Here is a 14,954-nt window from a genome sequence, read left to right on the forward strand (position 1 = left end):
AGTCCCCCTGACCAAGAAAGCTAGCAGGGCAGCTGAAATGAGGGGCCGAAGGCCTTTTTCAGCTACCTGCTAGATGACGGGATCGACGAAGACTTCGTTTTCCGGAGTCCCACGAAACACCCGTCGTACGAGGGTGTCGAAGACCCTTCGAGCGTCATCGAACAGGGTGTAGAGCACCGGCACCACCAGCAGGGTCAATAGCGTCGCGGTGGTCAAGCCGCCGATCAAGGTGAAGCCGAAGCTCTTGTAGGACATGCCGATGGTCGACGGCTGGCCGAGGGTCAGCGGGATCATGCCGAAGATGGTGGTGAGGGCGGTCATCATGATCGGCCGGAAGCGGCGGCTCGAAGCCAACAGGATGGCCTCCGCCCGCTCGATGCCTTGACGCCGAAGTCGGTTGATGTAGTCGATCAGCACGATGCCGTTGTTGACCACCACTCCGATCAACAGCACTCCTCCCACCATGCCGAGGAAGTCGATGTCCCGGTTGGCCAGCACGTGGGCCCAGATCACCCCGATGCCCGCCAGGGGAATGGTGAAGACGATCGATAATGGCAGGATGAAACTCTCGAACAAGAAGCCCATCAGAAGGTAGATGAAAAGCACCGACATCAGGGCTGCGAAGGCCATCGCCTGGGCCTCTTCGTTGGTCGAGTTCTGTCGGCGGCTGCTGCCGAAGGTCACTCCCTCCGGCAGATCGATCCGCCGGGTGAGGGCCGCGAGGCGGTCGCGGGTTTCGTCCTCCTTGCCCTCTTCTAGCTCCAGGGTGATGGTGCGGGCGATGCGCTTGCTGCGCCGGAAGATGGACTTGGCACCGGCGGACGATTCGACGTCCGTCAGGGAGGCCAGGGGTACGAAGGTGCCGGTTTCGGTGGGCACCTGGAAACCGGCCAGTTCGGTCAAGCTCTCACGGTCTTCTTCCTCGAACCGTACCCGCACCTCGATTTCCCGGCCGTCCTGGTAGAACTTCGGCAGCGACTGGCCGCGCAGCGCGTAGCCCACCACTCCGGCCACTACCTCCGGATTGACCTGCTGCTGCTGCGCCCGGTCTCGGTCCACCACCAGGGACAACTCGTTCGGCTGGCGGTCGTTGCCGGCCAGCTTCTTGATGCCGAGGACGCCCTCCACCGAGGCGTAGACGTCTTCGAGATCCTCGGTGACGGCTTCCAGTTGATCCGGGTCCTCGCTGTTCAAGGTGACCCGGTAGATCGATTTGTCGTCGTCGCCGCCCTCGTCTTCGGAGCCGGTGTAAAACTGTACGCCGGCGGCCTCCGGCAGGGCTGCGAGCACCGCTTCGGTGACCTGCCGCGGGGTCATCGGCCGCTCCCCTTCGCGCGGGAACCAGGCCTCGATCTCGCCCCAGTTGGTGCGGTGGAAGAAGAAGTGGCCGTCGAGCCCCCACTTTTCCTTGTTGGCTTCCATCACCTTTTCCACTTCCAGGAAGTAGCGCTGGGTTTCCTCGAAGGAGTAGGTTTGGGGCAGCTCGATGTCGACCTCGATCCCCGGGCTCTCGTTTTCGTCTTGTTCCACCACCTTGAGTTCCCGGGCGTTCATCGCGATGCCCGAAACCACCGCCACCAGCACGATGCTCATGACCAGTTCGAGTCGCCTTCCGAGGAAGAACTGGAGCAGTCGTCCGTAGGCGCCGTTGACCCGCTCGAAGGTGCTGTTGTAGCTCTTGGTGAGGGCGGCGTTGACCCGGCGATGCAGGCGATGGCGCCAGCCGGTGGCCTCGGCGCCGCGGGCCGGCAGGGTGAGGTAGACCGAAAGCGGTATGAACACCAGCGCCACGAAGAGCGAAGCGAGAAGCGATACGGAGACCGGAATGGCCATGCGCAGGAGGAAGAACTGCGCCTGCCCCTCGACCAGCGATACCGGCAGGAAGACGATGACCGTGGTCAGCGTCGCCATGGTCACGGCGAGGGCGATTTCGCCGGCGCCGCGGATGCAGGCCTCGCGGCGTCCGGCGCCCTCTTTGTGCACCCGGTAGATGTTCTCCGCTACCACCACGGCGTTGTCCACCAGTAGGCCGACACAGATCATCAGGCCGAGGAGCGACAGGATGTTGAGGCTCTCGCCGGCGAAGAACATCACCGTCAGCGCGATCAGCATGGAGAGCGGAATCGACAGGGTGATGATGAGGGTCATGCGGCCGCGCCGCAGGAAGAAGAACAGCACGCCGATGGCGAAGATCGCGCCGATCCTGCCGCTGTCCAAAAGGGTGCTCAGGGATTCGAGAATCACCGAGCCCTGATCGAAGAAGACGGTCATCTCGATGCCCGACAGGCGCGGGTCCGCCTGCAGCTCTTCCACTACCCGATGAACCTGTTGGGAGACCTCCAGGGTATTCGCCTCGCCTTCCTTCATCACTTCCAGGGCCACCGCCGGCCGGCCGTTGACCCGCACCCGATACTTCTTGTCCGGCTCCTCGTAGGCTACCCGGGCGATGTCCTCCACCCGCACCGAAGGCGCCACCGAGCGCTCGCGCACGGTGTCGAGGTCCGGGTAGCGGGCGACGGAGCGCAGCAGGAGTTTCTTGCCGCCGGTGAACACGCTGCCGCTCGCCAGACTGAAATTGTCGCCGGCCAGATCCTGGGCGATGGCGTAAATGTTCAGGCCCGCCGCCTCGGTGCGCTCGCGGTCCAGCTCGATCAGAATCTCTTTTTCTTCCAGCCCTTGGGTTCTCACCTGGGCCACGCCGTCGATCCGTTCCAGGGGCATTCGTACGCCCTTTTCGACCAGGCTGTAGGAATCCGGTACCGAGGGGTCGACGCCCAGGCCGACCATCGCCACCGGGAATCCGGAAGTGTCGTTCTTGCGGATGTACACCCGGTCCGCATCCTCCGGCATGCGCACCCTGGCCCGCTGCACCCGGTCGCGTACCTCGCGGTAGGCCACGTCCATGTCCGTGCCCTGTTTGAACATCATGAACACCCGGCCGAAGCTCGTGGTGGAGAAGGAGTTCAGCCGATCGAGCCCCTTGACGGTGGAGAGCTCCTCTTCGAGCGGCAGGATGACCTTGTCCATCACCTCCCGGGCCGGGGCATCGGACCACGGCACGTTGACCCCCAGATAGGGCTCCGTGTAGCCCGCCGGGAACAGCTCCAGGGGAATGCCCAGGGTAGCGACCAGGCCGACCACCAGGGTGGTGGCGAGGAGCACCAGTACGGTGATCCGCCGGTCTAGGGAGAAGCGCGGCAGTATCTCCTCCAGTCGTGAACCCCGGGAGTTTTTTCGCTGAGTGTCGTCTTGGGTCATCAGGGCACCGCCGTTTCGGGATCGCGCAGCATGCCGCTGCCGGAAGAGGGTTCGCGGCCGGCCGGTTCCTCGGCGCCGCCGAAGATTCGCGCCCGTCCGCGATCGAAGAGGGAGTAGACCGCCGGGATGACCAGCAGGGTCAATCCCGTCGAAACGATCAGGCCGCTGATCACGGCGATCGCCATGGGGGTGCGGATCTCGGCGCCGTCGCCGAGGCCGATGGCCATCGGCAGCAAGCCGAGGGCGGTCGTTGCGGTGGTCATCAGAATCGGCCGCAGGCGCGCCTCACCGCCGGCGACGATCGCCTCGTCGCGATCCATGCCGCGGCCGCGCAGGGTGTTGATGTAGTCCACCAGCACGATGGCGTTGTTCACCACGATACCGGCCAGCATGATCATGCCGAGGACCACCACGATGGACAGGCTGATGTTGAGGAGCGCCAGGGCCAGGACGGTGCCGACGAACGCCAGAGGAATGGTGAACATGATCACCAGCGGTTGGAGAAGCGACTCGAACTGCGCCGCCATGATCACGAACACCAGGAAGATCGACAGCCCCAGGGCCAGGTACAGACTGCCTTTGCTGCGCTGCCACTCCTCGTTCTGGCCGGCGATGAAGTAGGTCATTCCCTCGGGCCAGTCAACTTTCTGGGTCAAGGTTTGGTCGATCGCCTCGACGGCGCCGCCCAACGAGCCGGCGGCGATGTTGGCATTGACCAGCGCCACCCGCCGGCCGTCCACCCGCCGTACCTCGCTCGGGCCTTCGCCCAAGGTGACGTCGGCAATGGAGGAGAGCGGGATGGGCCGCGCGCCGGTGCCGGGATTGACCACCAGGGCGCGCAGGTCTTCCACCGTCTCGCGATCCTCCTCGCCGAGGCGGACGAGAATCGGTACCCGGCGATCTTGCATGTTGAAGCGCGTCGCCTCGAAACCCTTGACCTGATTGCGCACCAACTCGGCGGTGCCGCGCAGGTTGAGGCCGTAGCGCAGCAGTCGCTCCCGGTCGTAGACGATCTGCACCTCCGGTGCGCCGCTCTTCAAGGTTACGTCGACATCGGCCAGCTCCGGCATTGCGGCCATGGTCGCTCGCACCACTTCGCCTTGTTGTTTGAGGGCGGCGAGGTCATCGCCGTGGACTTCCAGCTCGATCGGCGTCTTGGAGCTGAACAACACCGGCCGCACCACCCGGGCGTCCAGATCCGGCACCTGCGCCAGACTCTGGCGGATGCGGCCGATCACCGCTTCCTCCCGGTACCGGACGCTGCCCTCGCCACTGAGCAGTGCGCCCAACTTCTCGCCGAAGGACATCTCCGGCCGCTCCAACAGCACCTTGAAGCGCGCCGAGTGTTCGCCCTCGTCGGAACGCTGGGAATTCGCCGCGTCGAAGCCGAAGGTGACGATCAGCGCGTCGATGTCGTCCCGTTCGGCGAGGATCGCCTGCTCGACCGGCTCCAGAATGCGGACGGTCTCCTCGATCGGCGTACCCACCGGCATGGCCACTTCGAAGGTGAATTCGCCCTGGTGGACCTCCGGCAGCAGCTCGCTGTCGAGTTCGAGGGCGAGAGCGGTGGTCAGTCCCACCAGCAGCAGCATCGCCACCACCACCGTGCCGGCGCGCCGCAGGGCCCAGCCCAGAACCCGCGGGTAGTGGCGTCGCAGGGTATTGAGGGCACCTTCCGTCAATCGCAGGGGCAGCGCGAAGAGAAAGCCGAAGACGAACTTGGCAGGCACACGCAAGAACCGGAGAGCGGTGAAAAAGACGAAGGCGATGAGCAGGACCAGCTTGCCGATCGCTTCCAGGACGATCGAGACGACGAACCGAAGGATCAGGTACGGGAACTTGACGATCCAGAGGAGGCCGCCCAGAAGGCTCCAAAACGCCCCTCGCCGCCCCTCGCCCTGCTTCGAGCGTAGGTCGCGCTTCAGATCCTCCAAGGACCACCACTGCCAGAGTGTTCGGCTTTCGGACTGGGAGGATTGGACCGCTTCCGTGCTCACGTTCCAGCGCCGGCTGGCGAGCATCGGAATGAGGAACACCGCCACCGCTAGGGAAGCCAGGAGCGAGATCACCACCGCCATGCCGAGGTCACCGAAGGCCTCGCCGGCGATGCCTTCCACGAACACCATCGGAAAGAAGACGGCGATGGAGGTCAAGGTGGAGGCGATCACCGCGCCGCGCACCTCGCCGGTGCCGCGAATCGCCGCGCCGTTCACCGAGTCGCCCTCTTCGCGGCAGCGGAAGATGGATTCGAGCACTACGATGGAGGAGTCCACCAACATGCCGATACCCAGGGCCAGGCCGCCCAGGGACATGATGTTGAGCGAGATCCCCAGCAGGTTCATCGGCGCGAAGGTGATCAGCAGCGACGTCGGAATGGACACCGCCACGATCGTCGTGGTCTTCAGGTTGCGCAAGAAGAGAAACAGCACCAGCACCGCCAGCAGGCCGCCGAGGATCGCCGTGTTGCGCACCTCGTTGATGCTGCTCTCGATGAACAGCGAACGGTCCGCTACCACTTTGAGGCGGGCGCCCTCGTTGTCGAAGATCGCTTGCGCCAGGCCACCGCTCTGCCGGCCCTGAGGGCCGCCCCCACGGCCGCCTTCCCGGTTGCCGCCGCCGACCGCGGCGGCCTCTTCGTCGATCTCGCCGAGGCGTTCGGTCACCCGCTTGGCGAGGGCGACGATATTGGCGTCGGCTTCCTTGAAGATGTCGATCTGGACGCTCTCGTCGCCGTCCGTGCGGGTCAGGATCTCGCGCTCCCGGTGAGACCACTCGACCCGGCCGATGTCCTTGACGCGAACGTCTCGTCCTTCGAGGCGGGCGATCACCGTATCGCCGATCTGGCCGGTGTCTTGGTACTCGTTGAGGGTGCGGACCATGTACTCGGTGCGCCCTTCCTTGATGGTGCCGCCGGCGACGTTGATGTTCTCTTGCCGCAGGCGGTCGATCACCGTTTGGATCGAGATGCCGGTGCGGGCCAGCTTGTCTTCGTCCACCAGCACGTGGATCTCTTCTTCGAGGCCACCGCGAATGCGCACCGCCGCCACGCCGGTGATCGGCTCGAGGGAGCGTTTGATCTGGAGATCCGCCAGCCGCCGCAGCCGCCGCAGGCCCTCCTCGCCTTCGAAGCGGTCGCCCCGGCCGGAGAGGGAGAGTTCCATCACCGGGTCGAGGGAGGGGTCGTAGTGGAGGATCAGCGGGCGTTCCGTCTCATCCGGCAGAAACACCAAGTCGAGCCGTTCGAGGGCGTCCTGGGTGGCATCCGAGATCTCCGTGTCCCAGGAAAACTCCATCACCACGTCGCTCACCCCGGCGCGACTGATCGAGGAGATGCGCTCCAGGCCGCCGATCACCCCGAGGGCTTCCTCGATCGGCCGGCTGATGTCGTTCTCCACCTCTTCCGGCGCCGCTCCCGGATACTCCGTGCGCACCGTCAGGGTGGGGTAGGAGAGTTCCGGCATCAGGGTGACCGGCAGGCGGCCGTAGGAAAAGAAGCCGAAGACCGTCACCGCGATGAACACCACCAACACCGCCACCGGCCGACTGGTGGTGAAGTTCGACAGAGCCCCGTCCTTGGAGGAGCCCGGCCCGGTCATCTCGCCTCCAGGCCGTCGGCGTCCGCCCGCTGATCCGCACCTGGCGAGGCCACGGTGCGCACCTCGATGCCGTCCTTGAGGCCCGCCTGACCGGCGATCACCACCTGGTCACCGACCGAGAAGCCGCCCTCCGGCTCGATGAAGTTTTTGTCTTCGAGACCGGCGCGCAGCAGGATCCGCTCGACCGTGTCGTCGCCCTTCAGGCGGTAGACGAAGATCTGATCCTCGTCGTAAACCAGCGCCCGCTTGGGCAGGAGTAGGGCGTCTTCGCGCACCGCCGTCACCAACTCCACGTCCACGTACATGCCCGGCCGCAGGGCGCTCGCCGGCGGGGTGGAGACGGTGACCTTGACGGTGCCGCTCTGCGGATCCACCACCGGCGCCAGGCGCTCGACCTCGCCGGCCAGCCGCTCGTCGCCCAGGGCCGGTGCGGCGATGCGCGCCGGCTGGCCTACGGACACCCGGGTCAATTCCTTCTCCGGTACGAAGACCCGCGCCACAATGGAGTTGAAGTCCACCATCTCAAACAGCGGCTGGTTCATGGTCACAAAGTCGCCGAGGCTCACCATGCGGCTGGTGACGGTGCCCGAGATCGGCGCCCGCACCTCCGTGTAGGAGAGCTGCCGTTGGGCCTCTTCCAGTTCGAGCTGGAGCTGCTCCAGTTCGTAGGTCGCGTCGTTGAAAGCCTGTTCGGAGATCAACTCCTGGCCGAACAGGCGCTTCTGGCGATCGTACTCCCGCGCCGCCTTGTCGAGCTGGCTCTGGACTTTGGCCAGGCGAGTGCGCTGCTCGTCGTCCTGCAGCCGCAGGAGAATCTGTCCTTTGCGCACCCGGTTGCCCTCTTCCACCCGCAGTTGCTGCACCCGGCGGGACGCTTCGGCGAACACCGTCACCGCTTCTTCAGCTTCCAGATTGGTCGAGTAGCGGAGGGTTTCTTCGATCGAACCGGTCGCCAGTTCGACCACCTCGACGGGAACCGCTTCGGGCTCTTCTTCGTCCTCTTCAGCCTTCTTCTTGTTGTTCTCCGCATCGGTTTTTTCCGTGCTCGCTTCGGCGGCGTCCGTGGCGCCACCGGCGCAGCCCACCTGGAGTCCGACCAAGGTGACGAGGCAAAGGGCGACGAGCAGTGTTCTGAGTATGGTCATGACGATCAGTCTCCCCCATGCGAGCCGGCTGTGGGCCCGAGCTCATCTTCTTTGTAGATCGAAAAGCGACTCTTGCTTCCGCTGTTCAGTACTACGCCGCGGCTCTGGGCTTTGTTTCCGGCCTTGGTTTTCGGCCGGTCTTTTCGGGATGCCGAAGTGCTGCTTCGAGGGCCGCGCAAGGCGTTTGCGGCTCCGGCGGATTCAGCCTATGGGTTGACAGCCGGAGTTCGAGAATCTACCATTCAAACGTATGTTTGAAACGTTTGTTTGAGAGTTCTGACAAGAATCCGATGCCGCCCATGCCCGACGCTCCCACCACCAAGGAACTGCTGCTCGATGTCGCCGAGCGGCTGTTTGCAGAGCACGGCATCGCCCGTTCGTCGTTGCGCGCCATCACCCAGGCGGCGGACGCGAACCTGGCTTCCGTCCACTACCACTTCGGCTCCAAGGCTTCGTTGGTGCGGGCGGTGTTCGCCCGGCGCATCGGACCCCTCAATCAGGAACGTCTCGAGCGACTCGATGCCTTGGAAGGGAACGGCTCGCCGACGGCGCGGCAGATCATCGAGGCCTTCTTCGCACCGGTCGCGCGGATGATGGCCGATCCCGGGGAGAACCCGGAAGCCATCGCCCGGTTGGTGGGGCGGGTGTTCTCGGAGCCCGGCGATGAGGTTCGCAAGATCCTCGTCGCCGAGTTCCAACCGGTGGTGGACCGCTTCGTGGCGGCCTTCACCATGGCCCTGCCGGAAATTCCTTCGGAGGAGATTTTCTGGCGCTTCCACTTCATGGTCGGATCGATGATCCACACGGTGGCGGCGGGCTCCCTGGCGGAGCACCTGCACGGCGGCGACGGCGGCACCGAGGCGCTGTTCCAGCGCTTGGTGACCTTCGCCGAAGCGGGCATGGCGAATCCCGTTGTCGAAGAGTCGCCGATGACCATCGCCGCCCGAGAGACCGGAGATTCCAAATGAGCCGGATCCAGCGAGCCGTTCGTTCTGCGCCCTCGGCGGCGCTCCTGCTGCTGGCGGCGGGCTGCGCGACCGCGCCGCCGTCCTCGCCGCCGGTGCCCTTCGACGTGCCCGACTCCTACGCCTCCGTCGAGGTGCCATCCTCTTCGCCAGTCACCGCAATCGCTGCCGAATCGGCCTGGTGGCGGTCCTTCGGCGACCCCACCCTCGAATCCTTGGTGGAGGAGGCGCTGTCCTCGAACCAGGACTTGGTGGCGGCGGCGGCAAGGGTCGATTCTGCCGTTGCCCGGGCGCGCCTCGCCGGAGCGGCCGCCAAACCGAGCGCCAGCGCCTCCTTCGATGGTTCCCGAGCGCGGCAGAACTTCATCGGCCTGCCGATCCCCGGTAGCGACGGCGTGCTGAGCACTACGACCACCACCTTCGGGGCATCGCTCAACGTCTCCTGGGAAATCGATCTGTGGGGGCGGTTACGGGCGATGACCGCCGGTGCGCGGTCGCAGGTGGAGGCCTCCCGGGCGGAGCTGGTGGCGGCGCGCGAGTCGATCGCCGCCCAGACCGCCAAGGCCTGGTTCGCGGTGCTCGACGCCCAGCGCCAGCTCCACCTGGCGGAGAGCGAACTCCAGAACCGCAAAGACAGCTCCGAGCGCATTCGCCGTCGCTACGAACGCGGCCTGCGCTCCGCCCTCGACTTGCGCTTGGCGATCAGCGCCGAAGCCGGCGACGCGTCGCTGGTGCCCGCCCGGCGCCTGCAGCTGGCGGCGGCGCGTCGCCAGCTCGAAGTGCTGGTGGGCCGTTACCCGGCAGGCGAGGTGGAGGTGCCGGCGGCCGAGTCGCTGGCCCTGCCGCCGGCGATTCCCGCCGGCCTGCCCTCGGACCTGCTGCTGCGCCGGCCGGATCTGGTGGCTGCCGAGCAGCGCGTCGCGGTGGCGGGATACGGAGTCGCCGAGGCGCGAGCGTCGCTCTATCCGCGCCTCAGCCTCACCGGCTCCGCCGGCCGGTCGTCTGACGACCTGTCGGACCTGGTGGACAGCGATTTCTCCATCTGGCGCCTCGCCGGCAATCTGTTGCAGCCGGTCTTCCAGGGCGGTCGCCTGCGGGCCGGGGTCGAACTCGCCGAGGCGCAGCAGCGTGAAGCGGTGGCGCTGTGGGGGCAGGCCGTGCAGCGGGCCTTCGCGGAAGTCGAGGCGGCGCTGACCGCGGAGGCGCTGCTCGCCGACCAGATGGCGTCGTCGGAGCGGGCGGCGACGGAAGCCGAAGGAGCCCGCCGGCTAGCGGCCCAGCGCTACGACGCCGGCCTGGTCGATTACCTGGCGGTACTCGAAACGGAGCGCGCTGCCTTTCAGGCCCGTCGTCAACTGTTGACGGCCCGGCGTCAGCGCCTCGATGCTCGGGCCGATCTCCACCTCGCTCTAGGTGGAGGCTTCGAGGCCGGCGCCGGCGCGACGGCCGGCGCAGCCGCCGACGGTGCCCCGCAGGATTCCTCGATCCTCGATCCGACATCCGAACTACCGACCGCGAGCCCCGCAACGGAGGTCTCCTCGCCATGAAGCAACCCGTCCGTATTCTCCTCCCGTTCCTCGTCCTCGCCGGTGGCGTCTTGGCCGCGGTGCTCATCGCCCGGGCCAAGCCCGAGGTGGAAAAGGTGTCGTCCACCTCGCCGCCGCCGCTGGTCGAGACGGTTTCGGCCGAGCGCACCGCCGCACGGCTGGACGTCACCAGCCAGGGCACCGTGATGCCCCACACCGAGACCACCCTGGTGGCGCAGGTCGCCGGCCGCGTCGAGTGGGTGTCCCCGTCCTTCGCGGAGGGCGGCTTCTTCGGCCGGGGAGATCTGCTGCTGCGCCTCGAACGGGCGGACTACGAGCTGGCCCTTTCTCAGGCCGAGGCGATGGTCGCCCAGGCCGCCTCGCGCCTCGAACTCGCCACCGCCGAGGCGGAGGTAGCGCGGGAGGAGTGGCGGGAACTGGGCAACGGCGAGGCCAACGCCCTGGTGCTCCGCAAGCCGCAGCTCGCCGAGGCGCGCGCCGCCCTGGCGGCGGCGGAGGCGAATCTGGAAAAGGCGCAGCTCGATCTGCGCCGGACCCGCATCACCGCGCCCTTCACCGGCCGGGTGGCCGGTCGGCAGGTGGATCTCGGGCAGTTCGTGGCTCCCGGCACGCCGCTGGCGGCGATCTTCGGTACCGAGGTGGCGGAGGTTCGCCTGCCGGTGTCGCAGAGCGACCTGGAGTTTCTCGACATCTCCCTCGGCGCGGCGACCGGCGACGACGGCCCGGCGGTGCGGCTCAAGGCGAATCTAGCCGGCGAGGCCGCCGAGTGGCCGGCGCGGGTGGTGCGCACCGGCGGCGCCATCGACGCTCGCACTCGCATGATCGACCTCATCGCCCAGGTCGACGACCCCTTCCGGCGGCGCGCCGGTGGGGAAGGCGATCCGGCCTTGCCGATGGGCCTGTTCGTCGGCGCGGAGATCGCCGGCCGGGCGGCCGACGGGGTGTTCCTGCTGCCCCGGGCGGCGCTGCGTGAGGGGGAGCGGATGATGGTGGTGGAGGGCGGTGACACGCTGGCCTTTCGGCAGGTGGAGGTGGCCCGAACGCAGGGCGAAACGGTGATCGTCGAAAGCGGGCTCGAGGACGGCGATGCGGTGGTGGTCTCACCGCTGGTGACCGCCGTCGACGGCATGAAGGTGCGGATCGAAGGCGAGGCATCGTCGTGAGGCGCCTGATCCACTGGTTCGCCAGCAACGGCGTCGCCGCCAACTTGCTGATGGTGCTGATCATCGCCCTCGGGGTGATGGCCGCCCTCACCTTGCGGCAAGAGGTCTTCCCGGAGTTTTCGGCGGATCGCGTGTCGGTGGTGGTGCCCTATCCGGGGGCGGCGCCGGAGGAAGTGGAAGAGGGTATCGTCATCCGCGTCGAGGAGGCGATCCAGGACCTCCAGGGAAGCAAGAAGATCACCTCCACGGCCTCCGAGAATGTCGGTTCGGTGATGGTGGAGCTGGCCCGCGGCGCCGATGCCCAGAAGCTCCTCAACGAGATCAAGAGCCGGGTTGACGCCATCGACACCTTCCCGGACGAGGCCGAGGAGCCGGTGATCGAAGAGCTGGTGATCCGCCGCCAGGTGATCAACGTCGCCGTTGCCGGCGCGGCCGACGAAAAGGTTCTCAAGCGTTTGGCGGAGCGCGTGAGGGACGACATCACGGCGCTGCCGGGGATCACCCAGGTGGAGCTGGCCGCCATCCGGCCGGACGAGATCTCGATCGAGGTTTCGGAGCAGGCACTGCGGCGCTACGGCCTGACCTTCGACGAAGTGGCCATGGCGCTCCGCCGCTCGTCCCTCGATCTACCCGGCGGCGAGATTGAGACCCGCGGCGGTGAGATCCTGTTGCGCACGGAGGGACAGGCCTACGAGCGCGAAGAGTTCGAGCGGTTGCCGGTCAAAGCCCTGCCGGACGGCCGGCGCCTGCTGGTCGAGGACGTAGCGACGGTGGTCGACGGCTTTGCCGACACGGATGTCGCGGCGCGCTTCAACGGCGATCCGACGGCGCTGGTGCAGGTTTTCCGGGTCGGCGAACAGAGCGCCATTTACGTCGCCGATACGGTCAAGGACTACGTGGCGAGCGCTCAGGGGCGGATGCCCGCGGGAATCTCCCTCACCGCCTGGCAGGACGACAGCCAGATATTGCGCAGCCGTTTGGGCTTGCTGGTGCGCTCCGGCCGCGCCGGCTTCGTGCTGGTGTTCTTGACGTTGGCCCTCTTCCTGCGCCTGAAGCTCGCCGGCTGGACCACCCTCGGCATCCCGATTTCCTTCCTGGGCGCCGTCGCCCTGATGCCGGTGTTCGACCTTTCGATCAATCTCATCTCGCTGTTCGCCTTCATCATCGTCCTCGGCATCGTGGTGGACGACGCCATCGTGGTGGGCGAAAACATCTACTCGGAGTTCGAGGGCGGCAAGGAAGGCCTGCAGGCGGCGGTGGACGGCGCCCACCGGGTGGCCAAGCCGGTGACCTTCGCCATTCTCACCTCGGTCGCGGCCTTCGCGCCGCTTCTGAATGTGCCCGGCAACGTCGGCAAGATCATGCGGGTGATTCCGATCATCGTCATCGTTACGCTGGTCTTCTCGCTGATCGAGTCGCTGCTGGTTCTGCCGAACCACCTGTCGCACCTGTCCCACGCCAAGGAGCAGAAGGCCTCGGCTCTGCGTCTGCGCTGGCGGCGGTTGCAGCAGCGCTTCGCTTCCGCCCTGGCGCGCGTCGCGGAGCGCTACTACCGGCCGGCCCTCTCCCGTGCCCTCGAATGGCGCTACATGGTGATCGCCTCGTCCTTGGCCCTGTTGCTGATCACCTTCGCGGTGGTGCAGGGCGGCTGGATTCGCTTCAATTTCCTGCCGCCGACGGAGGCGGACAACGTGGTGGCGATTCTCGAAATGCCCCAGGGCACGCCCTCGGAGCTGACCACCGGAGCGGTGCGGGCGCTGGAGGAGGCGGCCTTCCGGATGCTCGAAGAAGTGGAGGAAGAGACCGGCGAGAGCGTCTACCGCAACGTCTCTACCACCCTCGGGGCGCAGCCGTTCCGCACCGACCAGAGCCGCGGCGCCGGCGGCGTCGGCCAGGACTATTCCGGTGGCCATCTCGGCGAGATCAACATCGAACTCGAGCCGGCGGAGGAGCGCACCATCACCAGTCCGGAGCTGGCCGTCCGCTGGCGTCAAGCCGCCGGGGCGATCCCCGGCGCCGAGAGCCTGACCTTCAGTTCCGCCCTGTTCTCGGCCGGTGAGCCGATCAACGTGCAGCTCTCCGGTGCCGACGGCGAACGCCTGCAGGAGGTGGCGGATCGCCTCAAGGCGGCCATTGCCGAGTACCCCGGAGTCCAGGACATCGCGGACTCCTACCGCGCCGGCAAGCAGGAGATCGAGCTGGGGATCACCGCCGAGGGCGAAGCCGTCGGTCTCACCTTGAGCGATCTCGGGCGGCAGGTGCGCCAGGCCTTCTACGGCGAAGAGGCGCAGCGCATTCAGCGCGGCCGCGAGGACGTGCGGGTGATGGTGCGCTTCCCGCAGGCCGATCGCCGTTCCTTGGCCGATCTCGAAGAGATGCGCATCCGCACGCCGGACGGCCGTAGCGTGCCCTTCAGCACCGTCGCCGAAGCATCGCTGTCGCGCGGTCCAGCGTCCATTCAGCGCACCGACCTCCGGCAGGTGGTGAGCGTGACGGCGGATGTCGATCTCAACGAAGGCAACCCGACGGAGATCTTGAATGACCTCACCGGCTCGGTGCTGCCGGCGATGTTGGCGGATTACCCGGACGTGCGCTACTCCCTGGAAGGCGAGCAGCAGGAGCAGCGCGAGACCATCAGCGGTTTGGTGCGCGGCTTCGGCATCGCGCTCCTCGCCATCTACGCCCTCTTGGCGATCCCCTTCCGTTCCTACTTCCAGCCGCTCATCGTGATGAGTTCCATCCCCTTCGGCCTGATCGGCGCCGTGGCGGGCCATGTGCTGATGGGCATCAACCTGAGCATGCTGTCCTTCTTCGGCATCGTCGCCCTCACCGGTGTGGTGGTCAACGACAGCCTGGTGATGGTGGACTGGATCAACGAGAAGTTCCGCGGCGGCACGCCGCTCCTGGACTCCATCCGCCAAGCCGGTGTCGATCGCTTCCGACCCATCCTCTTGACCTCGCTGACCACCTTCGCTGGGCTCCTACCGCTGCTGCTGGAAAAGAGCATGCAGGCCCAGTTCTTGATCCCCATGGCCTGCTCCCTGGCCTTCGGGGTGCTCTTCGCCACCTTCATCACACTGGTGCTGGTGCCGGTGCTCTACAGCATCCTGGAGGACATCAAGGGCCTCTTCCAGCGCTCCCAAATGGAGCGGGACGAGGCGGAAGACGGAGGCGAGACGACCCTGGCGACGGCGACTTGACAACGCCGGTGAAAACGGCGGGAGGGTAGCTCTTTCGATAGATATCGTTGACAGTGCGGTCTCTTATGAGACATAATTGT

The 14,954-nt window shown here is 66.5% G+C and carries 7 protein-coding genes; 4 read left to right on the plus strand and 3 right to left on the minus strand.

The window, feature by feature from the left end:
* Window positions 1-69: 69 nt before the first annotated feature.
* The 3 genes from AAF481_06395 to AAF481_06405 are packed head-to-tail and all read right to left on the minus strand — an operon-like array spanning window position 70 to window position 7,999.
* Window positions 70-3,258 carry an efflux RND transporter permease subunit gene (locus AAF481_06395; protein ID MEM7480784.1) on the minus strand — a complete coding sequence of 1,063 codons (3,189 nt, stop codon included), beginning with the start codon at window positions 3,256-3,258 and terminating at the stop codon, window positions 70-72.
* Window positions 3,258-6,854 carry an efflux RND transporter permease subunit gene (locus AAF481_06400; protein ID MEM7480785.1) on the minus strand — a complete coding sequence of 1,199 codons (3,597 nt, stop codon included), beginning with the start codon at window positions 6,852-6,854 and terminating at the stop codon, window positions 3,258-3,260. Before AAF481_06400 ends, AAF481_06395 begins: the two co-directional genes overlap by 1 nt.
* A complete protein-coding gene (locus AAF481_06405; GenBank protein MEM7480786.1) occupies window positions 6,851-7,999 on the minus strand; it encodes an efflux RND transporter periplasmic adaptor subunit in 1,149 nt (382 codons plus the stop codon). Before AAF481_06405 ends, AAF481_06400 begins: the two co-directional genes overlap by 4 nt.
* A gap of 299 nt (window positions 8,000-8,298) precedes the next feature.
* Here AAF481_06405 and AAF481_06410 point away from each other — a divergent pair, with 299 nt between their 5' ends.
* The 4 genes from AAF481_06410 to AAF481_06425 are packed head-to-tail and all read left to right on the plus strand — an operon-like array spanning window position 8,299 to window position 14,874.
* Entirely contained in the window at window positions 8,299-8,967 is a 669-nt protein-coding gene (locus AAF481_06410; GenBank protein ID MEM7480787.1) for a TetR/AcrR family transcriptional regulator, read from the plus strand.
* Complete coding sequence (locus AAF481_06415; protein ID MEM7480788.1) at window positions 8,964-10,511, plus strand: efflux transporter outer membrane subunit; 1,548 nt, start codon at window positions 8,964-8,966, stop codon at window positions 10,509-10,511. Before AAF481_06410 ends, AAF481_06415 begins: the two co-directional genes overlap by 4 nt.
* A complete protein-coding gene (locus AAF481_06420) occupies window positions 10,508-11,674 on the plus strand; it encodes an efflux RND transporter periplasmic adaptor subunit (protein ID MEM7480789.1) in 1,167 nt (388 codons plus the stop codon). Before AAF481_06415 ends, AAF481_06420 begins: the two co-directional genes overlap by 4 nt.
* Window positions 11,671-14,874, plus strand: coding sequence for an efflux RND transporter permease subunit (locus AAF481_06425; GenBank protein ID MEM7480790.1), 3,204 nt, complete (start codon window positions 11,671-11,673; stop codon window positions 14,872-14,874). The genes AAF481_06420 and AAF481_06425 overlap by 4 nt, the downstream gene beginning before the upstream one ends.
* Window positions 14,875-14,954 lie beyond the last annotated feature (80 nt).

The organism is Acidobacteriota bacterium (assembly GCA_039030395.1).
Classification (GTDB): Bacteria; Acidobacteriota; Thermoanaerobaculia; order Multivoradales; family JBCCEF01; genus JBCCEF01.

Excerpts from the sequence above, each read along its gene's own strand:
- AAF481_06400 (MEM7480785.1), bottom strand. The coding sequence starts at position 6,854 with ATGACCGGGCCGGGCTCCTCCAAGGACGGGGCTCTGTCGAACTTCACC.
- AAF481_06420 (MEM7480789.1), top strand. The coding sequence starts at position 10,508 with ATGAAGCAACCCGTCCGTATTCTCCTCCCGTTCCTCGTCCTCGCCGGT.
- AAF481_06410 (MEM7480787.1), top strand. The coding sequence starts at position 8,299 with ATGCCCGACGCTCCCACCACCAAGGAACTGCTGCTCGATGTCGCCGAG.
- AAF481_06415 (MEM7480788.1), top strand. The coding sequence starts at position 8,964 with ATGAGCCGGATCCAGCGAGCCGTTCGTTCTGCGCCCTCGGCGGCGCTC.
- AAF481_06395 (MEM7480784.1), bottom strand. The coding sequence starts at position 3,258 with ATGACCCAAGACGACACTCAGCGAAAAAACTCCCGGGGTTCACGACTG.
- AAF481_06405 (MEM7480786.1), bottom strand. The coding sequence starts at position 7,999 with ATGACCATACTCAGAACACTGCTCGTCGCCCTTTGCCTCGTCACCTTG.